Consider the following 21,463-nt stretch of genomic DNA (forward strand, 5'->3'; position numbering starts at 1 on the left):
TCCAGGGGCGCCGGCTAGACAGGGCACAAAGCCTCTAGCTCCGGCAGCAAGATGCCCCGAACCCGGTGGCCGGATTAGCTATCCGCGTGGAGGTGCGATGATTGCGCCGCCCGCGCAGGCGACGACACGCTCCCCCGCGACGAGACGTGCGCCCGACGGCGGGTAGCCGAAGCGGCCGAACCTACAGCGCTGGTGATCAGCAGCCGACCGGGCCGCCGCCCGCCGGGCAGGTCGGAATGTTGATGGGTATGCAGCCCACCGACGTCGTCGAGACGGCGAACGCGAGAACCAGCGCAATCAAAGCTTTTTTCCCCCTGGTCATAACCATCAGAGCGTACTGCCCAGCCGCGTTCCGCTTGGCGGTTTGCGCGAAACCGCCCGCCTCAACGTCGTAGGCGCCACCGCGTGACCCCGGCGAAGAGTGCGGCGAGCGCCGCCAACATGCCCATGTTCATCAGCCACGCCGCGCTGGAGTGCTGCCAGAGCGGATCGTTGGCAATCCCCGCGACCAGTTTGGTCAGATCGGCCGTCGACGCAGTCGCCGCGAACCCCCATCGTCCGGGAGTCAGCCAGGCCAAGGCTCCCATCAATGGTCGGTCGGTCACCGGGATGAAGCCTCCCGCGAGCACCAGTTGCGCCATCAGCGTCATCGCCAGCAGCACGATGACCTGATCGCCGGTGCGGGCCAGGGCCGAAAGCGCAAGGCCGAGAAGGACGGCCGCCACGCACGTCGCCGCGACGCCGACGAACAACTCGAAGGTCGGGCTACCCAAGACCACCGCACTCGACGCGCTGCGCTTGCCGATGGCAGGCGCCGTGACGATCAGAACGAGTATCGCGGATTGGATCACAGCGACAGTGCCGAAGACGATCGTCTTCGCAACGAGGTACGCCGACGCCGACAGTCCCGCCGCCTGTTCGCGCCGGAAGACGGCGCGCTCGCCGACGAGATCGCGGACGCTGAGCGTGGCGCCCATCAGGATCGCGGCGAAGCTCGTCAACGCGACGATGTGCTTGGCTTCGAACGGTGGTGCGCCAAGCTCTGGCAGGTGGCTCAGGCCCGCATGACCGGTGACGGTCAGCGGCAGCATGCCGACGATGAACGGCAACACCGCGAGGAAGGCGAGGTAGCCGCGGTTCGCCACAAGCAACCTCACCTGGCGACGCGCGAGCGTCGAGGTTTGGCGCCACACGCCGACCCCGGGCGGTTGGACCGGCTGAACGGGCGCGGCAAGGCACACAGTGTCCGCGCCCTGGGAGGCGCGCGCCTGCATGAACCGGCGCTGAAGACCGTCCGGATCGGCGCACACGTTCGTGAAGATGTCAGCCCAATCCGACGCTCCCAGAGAGGAACTGAGCCGATCGGGGGGTCCGCAGAACACCGTCTTCCCGCCGGGCGCGAGCAACAGCACCTGGTCGCACACGTCCAGGAACGTCAACGAGTGCGTCACCACCACCACCACGCGGCCCGCATCGGCCAACCGCCGCAGCATCGCCATCACCGAGCGGTCCAACGCGGGGTCCAGCCCCGTCGTCGGCTCGTCGAGTACCAATAGGTAAGGGCTGGTCAACAATTCAATCGCCACCGACACGCGCTTACGTTGGCCGCCCGACAACTTGTCGATGCGGGTGTCAGCGTGCGGTGTCAGCTCGAGTTCGGCGAGCACCGCGGTGATCACCCGCCGGCGTTCGCTCGCGACGGTGTCGGCGGGCATCCGAAGTTCCGCCGCGAACCGCAGTGCCTGTGCGACGGTGAGCCGGCCGTGCACAAGATCGTCCTGAGGCACCATCCCGATGTCACTGCGCACTGCGTGCACGGCCCTCGCCTCTAAAGACACCGTCCCACTGGTCGGACGTTCGGCCCCGGCGACGACTTTGGCCAGTGTCGACTTGCCCGCCCCCGAGGGGCCGATCACCGCGGTCAAGGTGCCGGGGCGCGCCGCGAACGAAACCCGGTCCAGCAGAACTCTTTCGCCGTCGACGGCGAGGGTGACATCGCGCATCTCCAGGCCACCGGTCGCCGCGGGCCGGAGGCGGTTCACGCGCTCGAGGGTTCGACTTATCGGGATGGACCCGAACGGCTCTGCCGGGAATCGCCAACGTGCACGCATATCCGTGGCGCGCGCGGCGTCGTCGGCCCGGTTTCGCAGGGTGATCGGCATCGTGGGCTTGTCGTTATTCATCGAGATCTCTCATCCGAGGAAGTACGCGAGTGGGAGGACAACCAGCAGGGAATCGATGCGGTCGAGCAGGCCGCCGAACCCGGGCAGCCAGTCACCGGCGTCCTTGACCTGGGCCTGTCGCTTGAGCATGGACTCGAGCAGGTCACCGAACACACCGCCGATGGAGACGGCGATGAGCAGGCCGACGGAGATCGTGCCCAAGAGGGTGAGGATCAGGCACGCGCCGATGATCGCGCCGACCATGCCGCCGACCGTCTTGTTGGGACTCAGCGGGGAGAGCGGCCTGCGCGCCCATCGCATACGCCGCAACCCTTTTCCACCACACCAGGCCGCGACGTCGGTGGCCGCGACGGCGAAACACAGCAGATATGCGTCCGGCCCCACCATGACCAAGTGGGAAAGCGACCAGCAGATCCACACCGACGCGAATGCGGCGGACGCGGCGCGCCTGGCGCCGTTCTCGACGTCGCCCTCGAGGACTGAGGGCACCACGCACAGCAGCACGACGATCGGCGCGAACTGCAGGAGTGAGGGGCGCAGCCACGCCGCGATCGGGTATGCTACGGCCAGGATCACAAGCACGTAGGTGTCCGCGCGGCCCAGCTTGACCAGCCGCGCGTACTCGATCACGGCGACGACGGCCAGTGCGGCGGCCAACCCCGCCGACGTGCCGTGGCCGGCCCAAACCGGGATGCCGACGGCCGGTGCGATCAGCACCCAGGTGCGCCATTTCTGCACCAGCTCCCGCTTACGCGATACCAGGACGGCGATGCCCGCGGCGCCCAGGATCGCCACCGTGACCCACAGCAGGAACACGGCCCGCGAGTACATGTGAACGTGCAGCGGACCCAGGTCGATGTTGAGCGGCATCCGCCGATCGAGATGAGAGAGCCAGTGGCCGACGAGTGACATTGCGGGCCGCCGGTTCAGGACGCCAGCGCGAGGCGGTCATCGGCCACGACGTCGCCGCGCAGTGCCAGCACCTGCGACCGCAGCTGCGGTGCGGAGATGGTGGGGGGATCGACAGGCGTACCGAGGCGTACCTCCATCGGTCCGGGCGTGAAGGTTCCGTCCTTTGGCAGGACGTCGGCGGTCCCGACGATCGCTACCGGAACGATCGGCACGCCGCAGTCACGCGCTAGACGTATTGCGCCGAAACGAAATTCGCCGATCACGCCGTCTGTCGATCGCGTTCCCTCGGGATAGATGACGACGGTCCGTCCCGCGCGGAGCGCCGGGCCGGCGGCCGCGAGCAGCGCGTCGTAGTTGCCGTCGCCCGATCGGCGCACCGGCAGTATCCCGATCAGCGAGGTCGCTATGAAGCGTCGCATCGGCACGTCAAACCAGTAGTCGGCGGCCGCGCCGAAGACGGGACGGGCTGCGGACGGCAGCGCCGCGACCAGCACCGCGGTGTCCGCGTGGGAGGCGTGGTTGGCGACGACGATGCAGCCGCCTTTGGTGTTCCAGCGTCCGGTCACGGTCAGCCCGCCCGAGACGGCGCACACCGTCCGCCAGAGCCAGTGCCGAAGCGCGCTCGTAATCCGGCCGGTGGTCATGCCGCCACCAGCGCCATGGGCAGCGTGACGGCGTTGGAGAGGTGGTCAGCCGCGGCAACCGGCTGGGTGATCGCATCAAAGCGCTCGAACAGCGTGACAGGCACGGTCGCTTCGATCTGCAGGTCGCGGGGAACGAAGTCCGGCACCCGCTGCGCCTTCAGCTCGCGATGCGCGGCCCGCAACCGCAGAACGGTCGTGAGCAGTGACCCGTTCACCAACTGCATCAGCAGGATGGGCATGATGACGGGGAATGCGGTGGCCAGCACCAGGAACAGGCAGCGTTCGGTCTTGCCGAGCGGTCCGCCGTTGCGACGCGTGAGGCCTGCCCCGGCGACGGCCAGCGATGCGAAGGTCGGCAGGGTGGCGGCCAGCGCCGCCAGGAGGACCTGAAGCACCGGCCAGGACAGCCAGCTCAGTCCGGGGCCGTGCTGCCGCGCCGCCCAGACCGCCAGGCCGGCGAAGGCGAGCAGATCGGCGGCGCGGTCGCCGAGTTCGTTGACGACGAAGCCCCACGGCCGGCTCACCCCACGAGCGCGCGCGACCGCTCCGTCCAGGTTGGCGCCCGCCAGGCGGATCACCATGAAGACCGCCGCCAGCGGCCACCACCCGAACGCGATGGCCGCTCCCGCGGCGCCCGCAGCGGCGACACCTGCGGCGGTGAAGACGTCGGGAGACACCCGGCGAGCCACGGCGATGTCGATGATCGGAGTCAACCTCCCGGTGAACCACGGCTTCAATGCGTACAGGCCGGTCATGCGGGTGCGACGCGAAGTCGATTTGGCTGCGCGACGGGCGGTGACATCGGTCGTCATGGCGGCTCCTTTCCTGCCGAATCCCACTGGGCGTGCGCCACCCGGTGGCGGCGCGTGCGACAAGTACATGGAGGTGCGCGGACTACCGATCCCAAGTCCTTGGTGTCGTGTGTGGCAAACATCCAAAGATGAGGTGATCGCCCCCGTGCGCGGGCATTGGCGGACGGATTGCTGCCAACTCGCCGGCCTGGATGACCGGGACTCCACCGCCATGTCAGTCCGGATGCTCATCGAGGGCGATGGGAGACGCTGTCCATGCTGCGTGAGCTCAGAGTGGGGGCAGAGCGCGGCGCTGTGGTGCGCCCAGAATCTCACGCGACTCCGCTGAGGTAGCGCCGTGAAGCCCGACAGCCGCTCACGTTCCTCGTGCGAGCGGCGGGGCGCAGATTCGGCGGTGCCCCCAGTCGGACTCGAACCGACACTGGGCGGATTTTAAGTCCGCTGCCTCTGCCAATTGGGCTATGGGGGCCCGGCGGCGAATGTAGCGCGCGGGCGCCGTTTCCGGGACATCGCGTCCCCGTCGAATAGGCGAAATGTCCGGCATGCGGTGGGGGCGGCCTTCGGTTAAGATCCGCGCCCGCGCACCTTAACCACGGCTTTCCGGCAGATGACAGATGACACGGCTATGTCGTCCGGCAAGACCGTGTTAAAACTGCCGACCCGTTCGTTAAAAAGCCGTAAACGGCTGTCACGCTGGCGCTTTCGGCCGGGACCGTGGAGTCGTGGGTCGTTAGTGTTACGCCAACGCACAGGGGCCGTTACGCGAACACACAGGTCGATCCACCGCATGGGGGTCGGCTCGTTCCAACATTAGGAGCAATCGATGGCATTTCTGACAACACAAACCGAAGAGATGCTCGCTGCCGAGCAGCTGCTGTCGGGGATCAACACCAACCTAGCGGCGCAGAACGCGGGCGCCGCGGCGGCAACCACGGTCATCGCTCCGGCCGCCGCCGACCCGGTGTCGGCCCAGCAGGCGGCGATCTTCTCGGCGTACGGCACCCAGTACCAGGCGATCGCCACCGAAGCGCAGGCGTTGCTGGAGAACTACGCGCAGACCCTGGGCATCAGCTCCGGCAGCTACGGCGACACCGAGGCCATCAACGCGAGCCAGGCCGCGCTGTCGAGCGCCGCATCTCCGCTCGCCACCGCGGCTGCCACGCCGTCGAACACTCCACTCGACTACCTCGCTTGGCTGCTCGGTAGCACCGGCAACGGCACCAACCCGAACATGCTCGGTGGGATCTTCGGCCTTTCCAGCAACGGGGCCAACATCGGCAACATCGGCTTCGGTAACTGGGCCTCGGCCGGATCCGACCTGCTGGGTCTGGCCGGTGGCGGTCTGCTCGACACCTCCGCCGCCGACGCCGCCGGTTCTGCCGCCGGCGCCGCGGGCCTCGCGGACACGACGGCGCCCATGGCGGGCGGCGGCATGGCCGGCTTGGGCGCAGCGCCGATGGCCTCGATGGGCTCGGCCACGATGGTCAGCAAACTGTCGGTGCCGCCGACCTGGGCCGCTCCGGCCACCCCGGTGGTTGGCACCAGCGCTGCGCCGCTGCAGACCGTGGGCTGGACCGCCGCCGCGCCTCAGGCAGGCGCCGGAACGATCATCCCGGGCATGCCGGGCATGGGCGCGGCCGCGCGCAACAGCGCCGGCTTCGGCGCTCCGCGCTACGGCGTCAAGCCGATCGTCATGCCGAAACCGGCGACCGTCTAGTCCCTCGAAAACCTCGAATTTCTAAAGACAAAGGAGCGGGAAACACAAATGGTTCTTGACTTTGCAGCAATTCCCCCGGAGATCACCTCCTCGCTCATGTACGCCGGCGCCGGTGCCGGGCCGTTGATGGCCGCGGCGGCCTCATACGCCAACCTGGCCGCCGAGGTCAGCGCCACGGCAACCCAGTGGGAGTCGATTATCTCGTTGCTGACCACCGAGAACTGGACCGGCGGCGGATCGGCGGCGGCGGCGGCCGCGGCCCAGCCGATCATCACCTACCTGACCGAGACGGCGACGACGCTCGAGCAGGCCAGCGCTCAGGCCACGGCCTCGGCGGCCGCCTACGAGGCAGCGTTTGCGGCGACGGTCCCCCCGCCCGTGATCGCGGCGAACCGGACGTTGCTGGCGACACTCGTCGCGACCAACTTCCTCGGGGTCAACTCGGCCGCGATCGCCGCGACGGAAGCGCAGTACGCCGCGATGTGGGCTCAGGACGCCGCGATGATGGCCGCGTACCAGGCCGCCTCGGCGGCCGCGGGGGTGCTCACGCCCGTGACGCCGCTGGCGTCGACCACTAACCCGGCGGCCGCAGCGGCAGCGGACAGCACCGCCCTCGCCGCGGACTCGTCGGGCGGCACGGTGCAGGCGTTGGCGGCACCCGTCTCCAATGCCGCGTTGGCCGCGCCCACCCTCCCCTTCACGACCGATGGCCTGTTGTCCTCGATCGACAACTTCCTTGGCACGCCGTCCGTGCTTAACGGCATCAACGGCGCCGTCAACACCGCGGCCTGGTGGGTGTGCAACACCATCCCGACGGCCGTGTCGTTGGGGCACACGCTCGGCACGGTGCCGTCGATCCCGTTCGCGCTCACCGATTCCGTCACGCCCCTCGCCGGCGGCCTGGTGCCGGGCACGATGGTGGGCTCGGTGTCGGGCGCGGGGGCGTCAGCCGCCCTCGGCGAGGCCTCCGCGGTCGGTGGGCTGTCGGTGCCGGCCGGCTGGAACGCCGCCGCCCCGGCGACGTCGTTGGCTTCCTCCACCGCCCCGCTCGAGGGCTCGGGCTGGACGGCCGCGGCCGAGGCGGAGCCGGTCGCCGCGATGCCCGGCATGCCCGGCATGGCGGGGGCTGCCAAGGGCGCCGGTGCCTACGGCGCCGGGCCGCGATACGGCTTCAAGCCGATCGTCATGCCCAAGCAGGTTGTCGTCTGATGTCGGAATACCGGTACGGGAAATAAGGGGGTACATGTCACCCGTTTGAGGCGATCAGTTAACCGGTAGGTCGTAATCTGTCCATAACGCGGCCACCACCGCATCAATTGCAACTGTTAAGACTTCGAGTTTGAAGGCTTGAAAGATAAGGAGAAAGAAACATGGCAACACGTTTTATGACTGACCCGCACGAAATGCGGGCGATGGCGGGCCGCTTCGAGGTGCACGCCCAGACCGTTGAGGACGAGGCCCGCAAGATGTGGGCGTCCTCGATGAACATCGCCGGCTCGGGCTGGAGCGGCCAGGCGCAGGCGACCTCGTACGACACCATGGGCCAGGTCAACCAGGCCTTCCGCAACATCGTCAACATGCTCCACGGAGTGCGCGACGGGCTCATCCGCGACGCCAACAACTACGAGCAGCAAGAGCAGGCCTCGCAGCAGATCCTGAGCAGCTAGCAGCCGAAAACCACTGCTATCCAACACTTTTAAGGAGCTAAGCAATGACCATTAACTACCAGTTCGGCGATGTCGACGCCCACGGCGCGTTGATCCGCGCTCAGGCCGCGTCTCTGGAGGCTGAGCACCAGGCCATCGTTCGCGATGTGCTTGCTGCGGGTGACTTCTGGGGCGGTGCCGGTTCGGTGGCCTGCCAGGAGTTCATCACCCAGTTGGGTCGCAACTTCCAGGTGATCTACGAGCAGGCCAACGCCCACGGGCAGAAGGTGCAGAGCGCCGGCAGCAACATGGCCAGCACCGACAGCGCCGTTGGGTCCAGCTGGGCCTAACACCGCTTCTCCGCTCGAAGGGCCCGCACACCACGGTGTGCGGGCCCTTTCGATTCCGCGCTTACCCGGCCACCGGTGAACGCGGGATCAGTGAGGGCCGGAACCCGATCCGGTGAACGACGCCGCCGGACTCGCGCCCGACCATGCCGCCCAGCGGCATCTTGGAGACACCCGTGGCCGGCGGCGGCGCGGCGCCCCACCCGCCCGGCATGGCCTTGGCGTCGAGGGCCGTAGGCATTGGCGTCACCGACGACGTGGCGTTCGCCCAGCCCGGCGGCACCGACAGGGTCCCCAGCGACGTCCCCTGACCCAGACTCGCCGACGCCGCGCGGCCGAGGCTCGCCGTCGCACCGTGCCCCAGACCGCCCAGAGCTGGTGCGCCGTGCAGCGCGGGGCCCCCCTCCGCTCCCAGGATCGAACCAGCACCCTCCATGTCGAGCGCCAGCCCCTGGTAATCCAGGTCGAGGCCCCGATAATCGAGCCCCAGACCGTAGAGGTCGATATCGACCCCACCGCCGTCGGCGCCGAAGCCGGCGGCATCGGAGCCCAATCCCGCCACGTCGGACAACAGCCCGGCCGCGTCGCCGCCGCCGGGGGCCCCGCCGAGCGCAGATGCCAGCCCGGACGCCGCCCCCGCGCCGGTGCTGACGCGATTGGTCGCGATGAGCGGTGGCGGCACGGTCATCGCGTAGGCCGCGTCGTAAGCCGCCGAGGCGGCCGTGGCCTGCGCCGCCGACTGTTCGCATAGCCCGGCGACGGCTCGCAGCCACACCACGTAGGGCGTGACCGCGGCGGCCATCGATGCCGACGTCGGCCCCGTCGTTGCGGTCAGAGTCGTGATCACCGATTCGTACCCGCCGGCCGCGGAGTTGAGCTCGATGGCCAGCGAGTCCCATCCCGACGACGCAGCCAGCAGCGTCGCGCCCCCGGGTCCAACATACATCCGACCGGAGTTGGTTTCCGGGGGCAACGCGCCAAAATCCATTGCTTTCCTTCTGCTGGTTGAGTTCCCGAGGCCGCCGAAGCTCGGCGGTGATATGTGACGGTGCGCGGAAAACGTTCGGAAAGGCCAACTTTGGTGATCGATTTGCGCTAGCCGGACTTCGTCGTCCGCCGCATCGAGCGTACGTATTTCGGCCGCTATCCCGATCCCCGGAAAATCGGAACATTGCAAAGAGACCAAATCGGCTCGAGTGAACCCGGTTTCGGAATGTATCGCCTGGAACCGGCCGGCGAAGGCAAACCAATGGCCATGCGAACCAACGTTTTTGGCAAACCGGCACCCCGCAAGTTGTCCGGCCGGACACATAGAGAACTCATATTCGGGGTGGCTTACGCGGGCCGGTCACTCCGCGGACATTTGAGAACTCTATGAACTCCGTGACAGTTACGTGTGGGTCTTGCCAGAATGGAGGGACATGACCGCAACGTCGGGCTACGCGGGTGGCCAGCGCCCCCGCCAGGCCATCCTCGGGCAGCTGCCCAGGATTTACCGTGCCGATGGATCACCGATCAGGGTCCTCCTGGTCGATGACGAGCCGGCGCTGACCAATCTGGTGAAAATGGCGCTGCACTACGAGGGCTGGGTCGTCGACATCGCCCACAACGGGCGCGAGGCGCTGGCCAAGTTCGACAAGGTCAATCCTGACGTGCTGGTGCTCGACATCATGCTCCCGGACGTCGACGGGCTGCGAATCCTGGAACGCGTCCGCCAGTCCGACACCTACACCCCGACACTTTTCCTCACCGCGCGGGATTCGGTGATGGACCGGGTCACCGGTCTGACCGCCGGCGCCGACGACTACATGACCAAGCCGTTCAGCCTGGAAGAGCTCGTGGCACGGCTGCGCGGGTTGCTGCGCCGTTCCGGTCAGCAGACACCGCCCGCGGCCGAAACACTCAACGTCGGCGACCTGCGGCTGGACACCGCCAGCCGCGAGGTGACGCGGGGCGGCACGCAGATATCGCTGTCCTCAACCGAGTTTGAACTGCTGCGGTTCCTGATGCGCAATCCGCGCCGCGCGCTGAGCCGCAGCGAGATCCTCGACCGGGTGTGGAACTACGACTTCGCAGGGCGCACCAGCATCGTGGACCTCTACATCTCCTACCTGAGAAAGAAGATCGACTCCGGCCGGGAACCGATGATTCACACCGTGCGCGGTGTGGGGTACATGTTGCGGCCCCCGGAATGACCCGGGACCGGGACGCCCTGTCCGGCGATCTTCCGCGGTGGCTGCCCCGTTCGTTACGCCGCCAGCTGCTATTGGGCGTACTCGCGGTGGTCAGTGTGGTGCTGATGACGGTCGGAATCGTCTCCGTGCTGAGCCTGCGCGGCTACGTCACCGCGATGAGCGACGCCGACGTCGCCGAGTCCTTGGACGCGTTGGGCCACTCGTACCACAAATACGTGCGGGGCGAACACGATCCGGCCGGCGGCGCGAGGCCACTGCCGGAGGCGATGCTGCAGTTCACCGATCAGACCCCGGGAAACCTGATCGTGGTGTTGCACGAGGGCAGCGTGACCGGGTCGGCGGTGTTCTCGGAGGCCGAGGCGCGGCCCGCGCCCGCCGACGTGGTGCGCGCAATCGAGGCGCAGTCGTGGGCGAACGGCCCGCCACGGACCGAAAACCTGGGCAGCCTTGGGTATTACCGGCTCAAGAGCCACGTCGACGGGTCGGACGTGCTGATCGCCGGCGTGTCGCTGAACCTCGCCGACCAAATCATCGCCCGCAAACAGGTCACCACCACCCTGCTCATCGCGGCCGCGCTGACGGTCACCGCCGGGCTCACCGTGTGGGTCGTCGGCTATACCCTGCGGCCATTGCGCCGATTGGCGGCCACCGCGGCGGAAGTGGCGGCCATGCCGCTCGCCGACGACGACCACCGGATCAGTGTCCGGGTCCGGCCGCGTGACACCAACCAGCAAAACGAGGTCGGCATCGTCGGCCACACCTTGAACCGTTTGCTGGACAACGTCGATAGTGCGCTGGCGCAACGCGCCGAATCCGACCTGCGGACAAGGCAGTTCATCACCGACGCCAGCCACGAGCTGCGCACCCCGCTCGCGGCTATTCAGGGCTACGCCGAACTGACCCGCCAGGACAGTTCGGAGTTGCCGCCGACCACCGAGTACGCCCTGGCCCGCATCGAGTCCGAAGCCCGGCGCATGACGCTGCTCGTCGACGAGCTGCTGCTGCTGTCCCGCCTGGGTGAAGGGCAAGACCTGCAGAGCGAGGACGTCGACCTTGCCGAGCTGGTCGGCAACGCCGTCAACGACGCGGCGGTCGCGGCGCCCGCGCACCATTGGGTGAAGAACCTGCCCGACGAACCGGTGTGGGTCCGCGGCGACCACGCGCGGTTACACCAGCTGGTCAGCAACCTGCTCAACAACGCCCGGGTGCACAACCCGCCCGGGGTCACCGTCACTACCGCGATCACCTGCCACCGCGACGGTCCCGAGCCGTACACGGAATTGACCGTTACCGACGACGGACCGGGCATCGACCCGGAGCTGCTGCCCCGCTTGTTCGAACGGTTCGCCCGGGCGGACAACTCGAGGCTCAACGGAACGGGCACCGGGCTGGGTCTGGCCATCGTCAGTTCGATCGTCAAGGCTCACCACGGCTCCGTCACCGCCGAATCCACCGAGGGCAGAACGGTTTTCCGGGTCCGGCTGCCGATGATCGAAAAACCCGGCAGCCGCTGACGCCCGACATTCAGGTACTCTTGCCCGAGGCCGGCCTTCTGCCATCATTGGCTTTTCCCTCCTCCGATACGCGCGCTTCTCGCCGACTCGCTTTCCTAGGCGGGCTGATGATCGGACGGGCACCGGAATACCTGGACGCCTGGGGTTGGTGTCAGCGCATCAGACATGCTCGATCTCCGCCATACGGTCGTAGGCATCCCACCAGACGGCCTCATGCTCAACCGGTGAGATCGTATGAGTCGTCAGCATGCGGTCGGCCTTGATCAGCATGTCGACCAACGTCCGCCATTGGGCGTACCTGCACAGCTCCCGCACGTCGATGGTGTTGGGCATGAGGATGATCGACATCGACCTGGCTCGAACACGGGGAGGCCCGGCCCGGAAAAACAGGAGCATGCTGATACTCAGATAGGCGACCGCAGCGACTGTCAGCACGGTGTCGGGTGAGTCCATTGCATTGCCCAATACCATGACGCACAACAGCATCAGCGCGGCAGCGGTTAGCGGCCACTCACGCCACAGCCTTGCTAACCGCCGGTCGGTGGTACTGGTTCCGGGCGGATAGATGATCAGGTGGTAGCGGCGAACCCCGTACTGGCTGACCACCGCCCCATACGATCCCCAAAGGTGGTCACCGTCGAGCAGGCGCGAGAACCAGGACGGCACAGTTGCTCGCCCCCGTGGTGGTTCGGTTACGCCGCATTCAACGGTTCGGTGTTGGCGATCACGCATGAGTTTCGGTCTACGCCGCGAGGACGGCACGCGCCGGGATGACAACGGCATCCATACGCCCGGGGCGCCAATGTTTACGGAACCTTAATCGACCCTGTGCGCGGGATCGGTAAAAGCACCGGCCGATGCCGCAGCTTGCGATTGACGAGGCCGGCCGCCGCGGAGTTCCTCAAAACTCCTATCCGTCATCGTGATTGGGGACACCTACTCCGATGCTGGGATGAAAAAGCGTGCCGCCGCCGGTCCGGATGTCGCCGGGCGGGAGTTGTCGGCAGGTTCGAACGAACGTGCGTAAACAAACCGTAAGGGAGCCCTGGGCCACCGTAAGAAAAGTGTCAACCAAAGGCCCTATCGGGCCTGCCCCAATTAGCTTCAAGCTGACCTTGCCTCCGAGAACGGCGTTGTGGCTGACTCGATGAGGTCCTTTCGTATGCACGCGGATCGGCGCGGAACGGAGACAAGATGGGCGTAGTGGCCTTTGTCGTGCTCACGGTGGCGGTGTTCGCCGTCCTCGGCCTGGTGCAAAAGCTGGTCGAGCGGCTGTGAGCTACGAAAACATCGTCGGCTTGGCGCTTTCCATAATTCTTGCGCTGTTTCTCGGCTGCGCCCTGCTGTTCCCGGAGAGGTTCTAGTGAGCACAACAACAGCGGGAATCATCTTCCTGCTCGTCCTCGTCGCGGCACTGGCAGCGGTGCACGTTCCCCTCGGGGACTACATGTACCGGGTCTACACGTCGGACAAGGATTCGTATGTCGAGCGGGCGATCTATCGCCTGATCGGTGTCGATTCCCGCTCTGAGCAGACGTGGGGCGCCTACGCGCGCAGCGTGTTGGCGTTCTCGTCGATCAGCATCCTCTTCCTGTTCGTGTTCCAGCTGGTGCAGGGTAAATTGCCGCTGCACCTGCATGATCCGGCCACCCAGATGACGCCGGGGCTGGCATGGAACACCGCGGTCAGCTTCGTCACCAATACCAACTGGCAGGCCTACTCGGGCGAGTCCACCCAGGGTCACCTGGTGCAGATGGCCGGGCTGGCGGTGCAGAACTTTGTCTCGGCGGCCGTCGGCATGGCGGTGGCGGTCGCGTTGGTGCGCGGGTTCGCGCGGAGGCGCACCGGCGATCTTGGCAATTTCTGGGTGGACCTGGTGCGCACGGTGCTTCGCATCCTGCTGCCGATCTCGGTTGTCGGCGCGATCGTGCTCGTCGCGGGTGGGGCGATCCAGAACTTCCACCTGCACGACCAGGTTGTCAACACCCTGGGCGGCGCGCAGCAGACCGTCACCGGCGGCCCGGTGGCCAGCCAGGAGGCCATCAAGGAGCTCGGCACCAACGGGGGAGGCTTCTACAACGCGAACTCCGCCCACCCATTCGAGAACCCGACGAGGTGGACCAACTGGCTGGAGATCTTCCTGCTGCTGGTGATCAGCTTCTCGCTGCCGCGAACCTTCGGGCGCATGGTCGGCAGCACGAAGCAGGGTTATGCGATCGCGTCGGTCATGGCGTCGCTGTACGCGATCAGCGTGACGTTCATGATGTGGTTCCAGTTGCAGCACCATGGCACTGTGCCGACCGCGGTCGGCTCGGCCATGGAGGGGGTAGAGCAGCGCTTCGGCGTCGCCAACTCGGCGGTGTTCGCCGACTCGACGACACTCACCTCCACCGGCGCCGTCGACTCCTTCCACGACTCCTACACCAGCCTCGGCGGGATGATCACGATGTTCAACATGCAGCTCGGCGAGGTCGCGCCCGGCGGCACCGGCTCGGGCCTCTACGGCATGCTCGTCCTGGCGGTAATCACCGTTTTCGTCGCCGGCCTGATGGTTGGGCGGACACCGGAGTACCTCGGCAAGAAGATCAATCCGCGCGAAATCAAGCTTGCCGCAAGCTATTTCCTGGTCACTCCGCTGATCGTGCTGACCGGCACCGCGATCGCGATGGCCCTGCCCGGTGAACGGTCCGGCATGCTGAACACCGGGCCGCACGGGTTGTCGGAAGTCCTATACGCGTTTACCTCCGCCGCCAACAACAACGGGTCGGCCTTCGCCGGCATCAGCGTCAACACCAACTGGTACAACACGGCCCTCGGACTGGCCATGGTCTTCGGCAGATTCCTGCCCATCGTGCTCGTCCTCGCCCTGGCCGGCTCGCTGGCGAAGCAGGGAATGACGCCGGAATCGGCGGGCACTCTGCCCACCCATCGGCCACAGTTCGTCGGCATGGTCGCCGGGGTCACGCTGATCCTGGTGGCCCTGACCTTCCTGCCCATGCTCGCGCTCGGGCCTCTCGCTGAAGGAATCCACTGATGACCGCTTCCACCGTCGATACGGCTGAGGAGACTCAGCCCGCGTCCCCGGCCAGCACAAAACGCGTTCAGGGCGGCCTGCTCGACCCGAAGATGCTCTGGAAGTCGACGCCGGACGCGCTGCGCAAACTCGACCCGCGCACCCTGTGGCGCAACCCGGTGATGTTCATCGTCGAGATCGGCGCCACCTGGAGCACTGTGCTGGCCATCATCGACCCGACCTGGTTCGCCTGGTTGACCGTGACCTGGCTATGGCTCACCGTACTGTTCGCCAACCTCGCCGAGGCGGTCGCAGAAGGGCGAGGCAAAGCCCAGGCCGAGTCACTGCGCCGGGCGAAGACCCATACCCCAGCCCGGCGGCTCAGAGACTGGAAACCCGGCGCGCCGGTCACCGAAGAAGAGATTGCCGCGCCACTGCTGCAGCAGGGTGACATCGTCGTGGTCGAGGCCGGCCAAGTCATACCGGGCGATGGCGACGTCGTGGAAGGCATTGCCTCCGTGGATGAATCGGCCATCACCGGCGAGTCGGCGCCCGTGATCCGCGAGTCCGGGGGCGACCGCTCGGCGGTCACCGGCGGCACCACCGTGCTCAGCGACCGGATCGTCGTACGGATCACGCAGAAGCCCGGGGAGAGCTTCATCGATCGCATGATCGCGCTCGTCGAGGGCGCCAACCGACAAAAAACGCCCAATGAGATCGCACTGAACATCCTGTTGGCCGCGTTGACGATCATTTTCGTCTTCGCCGTCGCCACCCTGCAGCCGCTGGCGATCTATTCGAAGATGAACAACCCCGGCGTCCCAGACACCCAGGCGCTCAACGCAAACGGCGTCACCGGCATCGTGATGGTGTCACTGCTGGTGTGCCTGATCCCCACCACCATCGGCGCGTTGCTCTCCGCGATCGGCATCGCGGGCATGGACCGACTGGTGCAACGCAACGTGCTCGCCATGTCGGGCCGCGCGGTGGAAGCCGCCGGCGACGTCAACACACTGCTGCTCGACAAGACCGGCACCATCACCCTGGGCAACCGGCAGGCCGGCGCCTTCGTCCCGCTCGACGGAGTCACCAGCGAGCAACTCGCCGACGCCGCGCAGTTATCCAGCCTGGCCGACGAAACGCCGGAGGGACGCTCAATCGTCGTCTACGCCAAGCAGCATTTCGGGCTACGCGCGCGCACGCCGGGCGAACTCGCCCACGCCCGGTGGGTGGAGTTCTCCGCCGCGACGCGGATGTCCGGCGTGGACATCGACGGGCACCAGCTGCGCAAGGGCGCGGCCAGCTCCGTCGCGGAATGGGTTCGCGGTCAAGGTGGCAAGGTTCCCCAGCAGCTCGGCGAGCTCGTCGACGGCATCTCCGCCGGCGGCGGCACCCCGCTGGTCGTCGGGGAGATCCGCGACGGTAACGCGTCGGTGCTGGGCGTCATCCATCTCAAGGACGTCGTCAAACAAGGCATGCGCGAGCGGTTCGACGAGATGCGCAAGATGGGTATCCGGACGGTGATGATCACCGGCGATAACCCGTTGACCGCCAAGGCGATCGCGGACGAGGCCGGGGTTGACGATTTCCTCGCCGAGGCCACACCCGAGGACAAGCTTGCACTGATCAAGCGGGAACAAGAGGGCGGCAAGCTGGTCGCGATGACCGGTGACGGCACCAACGATGCGCCGGCGTTGGCTCAGGCCGACGTGGGCGTGGCGATGAACACCGGCACCTCGGCCGCCAAAGAGGCGGGCAACATGGTCGACCTCGACTCCGACCCCACCAAGCTCATCGAGATCGTCGAGATCGGCAAGCAGCTGCTGATCACCCGCGGGGCGCTGACCACGTTCTCGATCGCCAACGACATCGCGAAGTACTTCGCAATCATCCCGGCGATGTTCGTCGCGCTGTTCCCCGGGCTGGACATGATCAACATCATGCGGCTGCACAGCCCGCAGTCGGCGATCCTGTCGGCGGTGATCTTCAACGCGGTCGTCATCGTGGCCCTCATCCCGCTATCGCTGCGTGGGGTGCGCTACACACCCAGCAGCGCGTCAAAGCTGTTGAGCCGCAACCTCTACGTATACGGGCTCGGCGGGATCGTCGCCCCGTTCATCGGAATCAAGCTGATCGACCTGATCATCCAATTCGTCCCCGGGATGTCCTGACATGAAGTTCTCGAGTTTTGTTCGCATGCACTGGGCGGCGTTTCGTGCCCTGCTCGTGCTGACCGTGATCACCGGCCTCGCCTACCCCCTGTTCATCTGGCTGGTGGCGCAGATACCGGGGCTGCACGACAACGCCGAAGGCTCGATCCTCACCGCCAACGGCAAGCCCGTCGGCAGCCGGCTGATCGGCCAACTCTTCACCGACAAGGACGGGAACGCGCTGCCGCAGTACTTCCAGAGCCGCCCCTCGGCGGCCGGGGCCGGCTACGACCCGCTGTCGACAAGCGCGAGCAATCTCGGGCCGGAAAGCATCGTCGACACGCCCGCGGATCCGGCTCTCATGGCGTCGGGCAAATCCGCTTCGGACGCGGGCTTCAAGCCGAGCCTGCTGACCACCGTGTGCTCACGCAGCGCAGCGGTGGGCCAGCTCGAAGGCGTGGACGGGTCGAGACCGTTCTGCACCGGTGGCGGTGTGGGCGCCGTGCTGTCGGTGATCGGCCCCCGCGACGGCCGCGGCAACGTCACCCATCCGACGCGGGTGGTCAGCGTCAACGAACCGTGCCAGACGACCCCGGCGGCCTTCGTGACGCTGTACGAGGGCGTGAAGGTCGAATGCGCGAAATACGGCGAGGACTACACGATCGGTCAGATCGTGCCCATCCGCGGTGCCGCGCCCGCAAACCCCGCCGTACCCGCCGACGCCGTCACCGCGAGCGGCAGCGGCCTCGACCCGAACATCTCACCGGCCTACGCCGACCTCCAGGTCGCCAGGGTGGCCAAGGCCCGGCACGTCAGCCCGGACCAGATCCGTCAAGTACTGGCACAGAATCAAAGCGGCCGCACCCTCGGATTTTTCGGTGAACCGTGTGTCAACGTGTTGCAACTCAATCTGCAACTCGATCACAAATATCCGGTCTCGAGCTAGCGCGATAGGGGGATGATGGTTGACGTGAGTGTCGTTGACCACCGTCCTAAGCGCGGCGAACTGCGGATTTACCTCGGTTCGGCCCCCGGGGTGGGCAAGACGTACGCGATGCTCGGCGAAGCGCATCGCCGGCTGGAACGCGGTACCGACCTGGTGGCCGGCGTGATCGAAACCCACGGTCGGGCGAAAACCGCTGAGCTGCTTGAGGGAATCGAGTTCGTTCCGCCGCGCTACATCGAATACCGCGGCAGTTCCTTTCCCGAGCTCGACGTGCCGGCGGTCCTCGCACGCCGACCCCAAGTCGTCTTGGTCGACGAACTCGCGCATACCAACACACCCGGCAGCAAAAACGCCAAGCGCTGGCAGGACGTTGAGGAATTGCTCGACGCGGGGATCACGGTGATCTCCACCGTCAATGTCCAACATTTGGAAAGCCTGAACGACGTCGTCGCTCAAATCACCGGCATCGAACAGAAAGAGACGATTCCGGACTCCATCGTCCGGCAGGCCTCGCAGGTCGAGCTGATCGATATCACGCCGGAGGCGTTGCGCCGCAGGCTTTCCCATGGGAACGTGTACGCGCCGGAGCGAATCGACGCTGCGCTGTCGAACTACTTCCGTCGCGGAAACCTCACCGCGCTAAGGGAACTCGCGTTGTTGTGGTTGGCCGACCAGGTCGACACGGCACTGGCGAAATACCGCGCGGAAAACAAAATCACCGAAACGTGGGAGGCCCGCGAACGGGTCGTGGTGGCGGTCACCGGCGGCCCCGAGTCCGAGACGCTGGTACGCCGGGCCTCCCGGATCGCGTCGAAGTCCAGCGCCGAGCTGATGGTGGTGCATGTCATCCGCGGCGACGGGTTGGCCGGACTGTCGGAGGCCCGGATGGCCAAGATCCGTGAGCTGGCAAGCAGCCTGGACGCCTCGCTGCATACCGTGGTCGGTGACGACATACCCACGGCCCTACTCGATTTCGCCCGCGAGATGAACGCCACCCAACTGGTGATCGGCACGTCGCGCCGGTCACGGTGGGCGCGCGTCCTCGAGGAGGGCATCGGCGCGCGGATCGTCGAGGTGTCGGGCAAGATCGACGTCCACCTGGTCACCCACGAGGAATCCAAGCGCGGCTTTCGCGCGGCGTCGCTGTCGCCCAACGAGCGGCGCGTGGCGTCGTGGCTGGCGGCCTTCGTTGTGCCGTCGGTCATCTGCGCGGTGATCGTGACAGCGCTCGACAAATATTTGGGCACCAGCGGCGACAGCGCCCTGTTCTTCGTCGGGGTGTTGCTGGTCGGACTGCTCGGAGGCGTTGCCCCGGCCGTCGCCTCGGCGGTGCTCTCCAGCCTGTTGTTGAACTACTACCTGACCGCCCCCCGGCACACCTTCACCATCGCCGAACCCGACGCCGCCGTCACCGAACTCGTGCTGCTGCTGATCGCGGTCGCCGTGGCGGTGCTGGTTGACGGCGCGGCCAAGCGCACCCGCGAGGCCCGGCGCGCCTCGCAGGAGGCGGAGCTACTGACGCTGTTCGCGGGGTCGGTGCTGCGCGGGGCGGATCTCGAGACGTTGCTCGAGCGGGTGCGCGAGACCTACTCGCAGCGCGCGGTCAGCATGCTGCGCGAACGCGGCGAGGAGGACCACGGCGGCGGCAAGCGTGGCGAGGTCGTCGCCTGCGTGGGCCGGGATCCTTGCGTCACGGTCGATTCCGCCGATACCGCGATCGAGGTCGGCGACGACGAGTTCTGGATGCTGTTGGCGGGCCGAAAGCTTTCGGCCCGCGACCGTCGGGTGCTCGGCGCGGTAGCCAAGCAGGCCGCGGGTCTGATCCGGCAGCGCGAGCTCGCCCAGGAGGCCAGCCGGGCCGAGGCGATCGTGCGGGCCGACGAGTTGCGCCGTTCCCTGCTGTCGGCCGTCAGCCACGACCTGCGCACGCCATTGGCGGCGGCCAAGGTCGCGGTGTCCAGCCTGCGCGCCGAGGACGTCGCCTTCTCCCCCGCGGACACCGCGGAGCTGCTGGCGACCATCGAGGAGTCCATCGACCAGCTGACCGCTCTGGTCGGAAACCTGCTCGACTCGTCGCGCCTGGCCGCGGGGGTGGTGCACCCCGACGTCCGCCGGGTGTATCTGGAGGAAACGGTGCAACGGGCGCTGATCAGTATCGGCAAGGGGGCCACCGGTTTCTACCGCTCGGCCATCGACCGGGTGAAGGTCGATGTGGGTGACGCCGTGGTGCTGGCCGACGCCGGGCTGCTCGAACGCGTTCTGGCCAACCTGATCGACAACGCGCTACGGTACGCGCCCAACTGTGTGGTTCGGGTCAATGCAGGGCGCGTCGGAGATCGGGTGCTGATCAACGTCATCGACGAGGGGCCCGGCATCCCGCACGGGGCCGAGGAGCAGATATTCGAGGCGTTTCAGCGCCTTGGTGATCACGACAACACCACGGGGGTGGGCCTGGGCATGTCGGTGGCGCGCGGCTTCGTCGAAGCCATGGGTGGAACGATCACGGCCGGCGACACCCCGGGCGGCGGTCTCACGGTCGTGGTGGAATTGGCTGCGCCACAGATGGTTGAGGCGCGATGACCCGCGTGTTGGTGATCGACGACGAGCCGCAGATCCTGCGGGCGCTGCGCATCAACCTGTCGGTGCGGGGCTACGAGGTGATCACCGCGTCCACCGGCGCCGGCGCGCTGCGCGCCGCCGCCGAGCACAAACCCGACGTCGTGATCCTCGACCTCGGACTCCCCGACATCTCCGGCATCGACGTGCTGGCCGGGCTGCGGGGGTGGCTCACCGCGCCGGTAATCGTGCTGTCGGCGCGCACCGACTCGTCGGACAAGGTCGAGGCGCTCGACGCTGGGGCCGACGACTACGTCACCAAACCCTTTGGCATGGACGAGTTCTTGGCCCGGCTGCGAGCAGCGATCCGCCGCAACACCGCGGCGGCCGAGCTGGAGCAGCCGGTGATCGAGACCGATGCCTTCACCGTCGATCTGGCCGCCAAGAAGGTCATCAAGAACGGCACCGAGGTCCACCTCACCCCCACCGAGTGGGGGATGCTCGAAGTGCTGGTCCGCAACCGCGGCAAGCTGGTCGGCCGAGAAGAGCTCCTCAAGGAGGTGTGGGGACCGGCGTATGCCGCCGAAACCCATTATTTACGAGTCTATTTGGCGCAGCTGAGGCGTAAACTCGAGGACGATCCGTCGCACCCCAAGCACTTGCTCACCGAGTCGGGCATGGGGTATCGGTTCGAGGTGTGAGGTTTCGTCCCATCCGTCACTTGCGCCTCGGCGCCGGAAGAATCGACCAACTGCCCGCCTCATAGCGACAACGGAGCGGGCCTGCGCGTGGTACGTCACAGGGGCCACAGGCGTCTCCGTTCCGGAG

19 protein-coding genes and 1 tRNA gene are annotated in these 21,463 nt (G+C 66.9%); 12 read left to right on the plus strand and 8 right to left on the minus strand.

Annotated features, from left to right (window positions below):
* Positions 1-196 precede the first annotated feature (196 nt).
* From A5681_RS27950 to A5681_RS05975, 6 genes are all read right to left on the minus strand, one after another.
* A complete protein-coding gene (locus A5681_RS27950) occupies positions 197-322 on the minus strand; it encodes a hypothetical protein (RefSeq protein ID WP_269454942.1) in 126 nt (41 codons plus the stop codon).
* A 61-nt stretch (positions 323-383) separates the two neighbouring features.
* The gene (locus A5681_RS05955; protein ID WP_231996220.1) at positions 384-2,042 is read right to left on the minus strand and encodes an ATP-binding cassette domain-containing protein; all 1,659 of its coding nucleotides are present in this window, start codon (positions 2,040-2,042) and stop codon (positions 384-386) included.
* Positions 2,043-2,192: 150 nt separating this feature from the next.
* Positions 2,193-3,053 (minus strand): phosphatidate cytidylyltransferase, encoded by an 861-nt coding sequence (locus A5681_RS05960; RefSeq protein ID WP_231996221.1) that lies wholly within the window; start codon positions 3,051-3,053, stop codon positions 2,193-2,195.
* Positions 3,054-3,109: 56 nt separating this feature from the next.
* Positions 3,110-3,739 carry a lysophospholipid acyltransferase family protein gene (locus A5681_RS05965; protein WP_067270525.1) on the minus strand — a complete coding sequence of 210 codons (630 nt, stop codon included), beginning with the start codon at positions 3,737-3,739 and terminating at the stop codon, positions 3,110-3,112.
* Complete coding sequence (locus A5681_RS05970; protein WP_231996222.1) at positions 3,736-4,551, minus strand: CDP-alcohol phosphatidyltransferase family protein; 816 nt, start codon at positions 4,549-4,551, stop codon at positions 3,736-3,738. The genes A5681_RS05965 and A5681_RS05970 overlap by 4 nt, the downstream gene beginning before the upstream one ends.
* 395 nt (positions 4,552-4,946) lie before the next feature.
* Positions 4,947-5,020: transfer RNA gene (locus A5681_RS05975), tRNA-Leu, on the minus strand.
* Positions 5,021-5,374: 354 nt separating this feature from the next.
* Between A5681_RS05975 and A5681_RS05980 the strand changes: the two genes are divergently transcribed.
* The 4 genes from A5681_RS05980 to A5681_RS05995 all read left to right on the plus strand — a co-directional run bounded on the left by A5681_RS05980 (position 5,375) and on the right by A5681_RS05995 (position 8,264).
* Positions 5,375-6,268, plus strand: coding sequence for a PPE family protein, SVP subgroup (locus A5681_RS05980; protein WP_067270527.1), 894 nt, complete (start codon positions 5,375-5,377; stop codon positions 6,266-6,268).
* A gap of 48 nt (positions 6,269-6,316) precedes the next feature.
* The gene (locus A5681_RS05985; RefSeq protein WP_067270531.1) at positions 6,317-7,477 is read left to right on the plus strand and encodes a PPE family protein; all 1,161 of its coding nucleotides are present in this window, start codon (positions 6,317-6,319) and stop codon (positions 7,475-7,477) included.
* Positions 7,478-7,638: 161 nt separating this feature from the next.
* On the plus strand, positions 7,639-7,935 hold the full coding sequence (locus A5681_RS05990) for a WXG100 family type VII secretion target (RefSeq protein ID WP_007168951.1): 297 nt from the start codon (positions 7,639-7,641) through the stop codon (positions 7,933-7,935).
* A 44-nt stretch (positions 7,936-7,979) separates the two neighbouring features.
* Entirely contained in the window at positions 7,980-8,264 is a 285-nt protein-coding gene (locus A5681_RS05995) for a WXG100 family type VII secretion target (protein ID WP_046182844.1), read from the plus strand.
* 61 nt (positions 8,265-8,325) lie between these two features.
* Here the strand turns inward: A5681_RS05995 and A5681_RS06000 are convergent, their stop codons facing one another.
* Positions 8,326-9,249, minus strand: a complete 924-nt coding sequence (locus A5681_RS06000) for a PPE family protein (RefSeq protein WP_067270533.1) — start codon at positions 9,247-9,249, stop codon at positions 8,326-8,328.
* Between the two features lie 433 nt (positions 9,250-9,682).
* Between A5681_RS06000 and A5681_RS06005 the strand changes: the two genes are divergently transcribed.
* Positions 9,683-10,456 carry a response regulator transcription factor gene (locus A5681_RS06005; RefSeq protein ID WP_067270536.1) on the plus strand — a complete coding sequence of 258 codons (774 nt, stop codon included), beginning with the start codon at positions 9,683-9,685 and terminating at the stop codon, positions 10,454-10,456.
* Positions 10,453-11,970, plus strand: coding sequence for a sensor histidine kinase (locus A5681_RS06010; protein WP_067270540.1), 1,518 nt, complete (start codon positions 10,453-10,455; stop codon positions 11,968-11,970). The genes A5681_RS06005 and A5681_RS06010 overlap by 4 nt, the downstream gene beginning before the upstream one ends.
* Before the next feature lie 159 nt (positions 11,971-12,129).
* Here A5681_RS06010 and A5681_RS06015 read toward each other — a convergent pair whose 3' ends face one another.
* Positions 12,130-12,636: a DUF6611 family protein gene (locus A5681_RS06015; protein WP_067270544.1), complete on the minus strand. Its 507-nt coding sequence runs from the start codon at positions 12,634-12,636 to the stop codon at positions 12,130-12,132.
* 608 nt (positions 12,637-13,244) lie between these two features.
* Between A5681_RS06015 and A5681_RS28130 the strand changes: the two genes are divergently transcribed.
* The 6 genes from A5681_RS28130 to A5681_RS06045 are packed head-to-tail and all read left to right on the plus strand — an operon-like array spanning position 13,245 to position 21,336.
* Positions 13,245-13,334 carry a potassium-transporting ATPase subunit F gene (locus A5681_RS28130; protein ID WP_156737862.1) on the plus strand — a complete coding sequence of 30 codons (90 nt, stop codon included), beginning with the start codon at positions 13,245-13,247 and terminating at the stop codon, positions 13,332-13,334.
* On the plus strand, positions 13,334-15,004 hold the full coding sequence (gene kdpA, locus A5681_RS06025) for a potassium-transporting ATPase subunit KdpA (protein WP_067270549.1): 1,671 nt from the start codon (positions 13,334-13,336) through the stop codon (positions 15,002-15,004). Before A5681_RS28130 ends, kdpA begins: the two co-directional genes overlap by 1 nt.
* Positions 15,004-17,154, plus strand: coding sequence for a potassium-transporting ATPase subunit KdpB (kdpB, locus tag A5681_RS06030; RefSeq protein WP_067270554.1), 2,151 nt, complete (start codon positions 15,004-15,006; stop codon positions 17,152-17,154). The genes kdpA and kdpB overlap by 1 nt, the downstream gene beginning before the upstream one ends.
* Position 17,155: 1 nt before the next feature.
* Positions 17,156-18,079, plus strand: a complete 924-nt coding sequence (locus tag A5681_RS06035; protein WP_067270556.1) for a potassium-transporting ATPase subunit C — start codon at positions 17,156-17,158, stop codon at positions 18,077-18,079.
* Positions 18,080-18,091: 12 nt separating this feature from the next.
* Positions 18,092-20,659, plus strand: coding sequence for a sensor histidine kinase (locus A5681_RS06040; protein WP_067270559.1), 2,568 nt, complete (start codon positions 18,092-18,094; stop codon positions 20,657-20,659).
* Positions 20,656-21,336 (plus strand): response regulator, encoded by a 681-nt coding sequence (locus tag A5681_RS06045; RefSeq protein WP_067270562.1) that lies wholly within the window; start codon positions 20,656-20,658, stop codon positions 21,334-21,336. Before A5681_RS06040 ends, A5681_RS06045 begins: the two co-directional genes overlap by 4 nt.
* Positions 21,337-21,463: the final 127 nt, after the last annotated feature.

Source organism: Mycobacterium scrofulaceum, from assembly GCF_001667885.1.
In the GTDB taxonomy this organism is placed as follows: domain Bacteria; phylum Actinomycetota; class Actinomycetes; order Mycobacteriales; family Mycobacteriaceae; genus Mycobacterium; species Mycobacterium scrofulaceum_C.

Coding starts and splice junctions, on each gene's coding strand:
- A5681_RS05970 (WP_231996222.1), bottom strand. CDS start 4,551: ATGACGACCGATGTCACCGCCCGTCGCGCAGCCAAATCGACTTCGCGT.
- A5681_RS05965 (WP_067270525.1), bottom strand. CDS start 3,739: ATGACCACCGGCCGGATTACGAGCGCGCTTCGGCACTGGCTCTGGCGG.
- A5681_RS06035 (WP_067270556.1), top strand. CDS start 17,156: ATGAAGTTCTCGAGTTTTGTTCGCATGCACTGGGCGGCGTTTCGTGCC.
- A5681_RS06005 (WP_067270536.1), top strand. CDS start 9,683: ATGACCGCAACGTCGGGCTACGCGGGTGGCCAGCGCCCCCGCCAGGCC.
- A5681_RS06000 (WP_067270533.1), bottom strand. CDS start 9,249: ATGGATTTTGGCGCGTTGCCCCCGGAAACCAACTCCGGTCGGATGTAT.
- A5681_RS06010 (WP_067270540.1), top strand. CDS start 10,453: ATGACCCGGGACCGGGACGCCCTGTCCGGCGATCTTCCGCGGTGGCTG.
- A5681_RS06045 (WP_067270562.1), top strand. CDS start 20,656: ATGACCCGCGTGTTGGTGATCGACGACGAGCCGCAGATCCTGCGGGCG.
- A5681_RS05980 (WP_067270527.1), top strand. CDS start 5,375: ATGGCATTTCTGACAACACAAACCGAAGAGATGCTCGCTGCCGAGCAG.
- kdpB (WP_067270554.1), top strand. CDS start 15,004: ATGACCGCTTCCACCGTCGATACGGCTGAGGAGACTCAGCCCGCGTCC.
- A5681_RS05995 (WP_046182844.1), top strand. CDS start 7,980: ATGACCATTAACTACCAGTTCGGCGATGTCGACGCCCACGGCGCGTTG.
- A5681_RS05990 (WP_007168951.1), top strand. CDS start 7,639: ATGGCAACACGTTTTATGACTGACCCGCACGAAATGCGGGCGATGGCG.
- A5681_RS27950 (WP_269454942.1), bottom strand. CDS start 322: ATGACCAGGGGGAAAAAAGCTTTGATTGCGCTGGTTCTCGCGTTCGCC.
- A5681_RS06040 (WP_067270559.1), top strand. CDS start 18,092: ATGATGGTTGACGTGAGTGTCGTTGACCACCGTCCTAAGCGCGGCGAA.
- A5681_RS05985 (WP_067270531.1), top strand. CDS start 6,317: ATGGTTCTTGACTTTGCAGCAATTCCCCCGGAGATCACCTCCTCGCTC.
- A5681_RS05960 (WP_231996221.1), bottom strand. CDS start 3,053: ATGCCGCTCAACATCGACCTGGGTCCGCTGCACGTTCACATGTACTCG.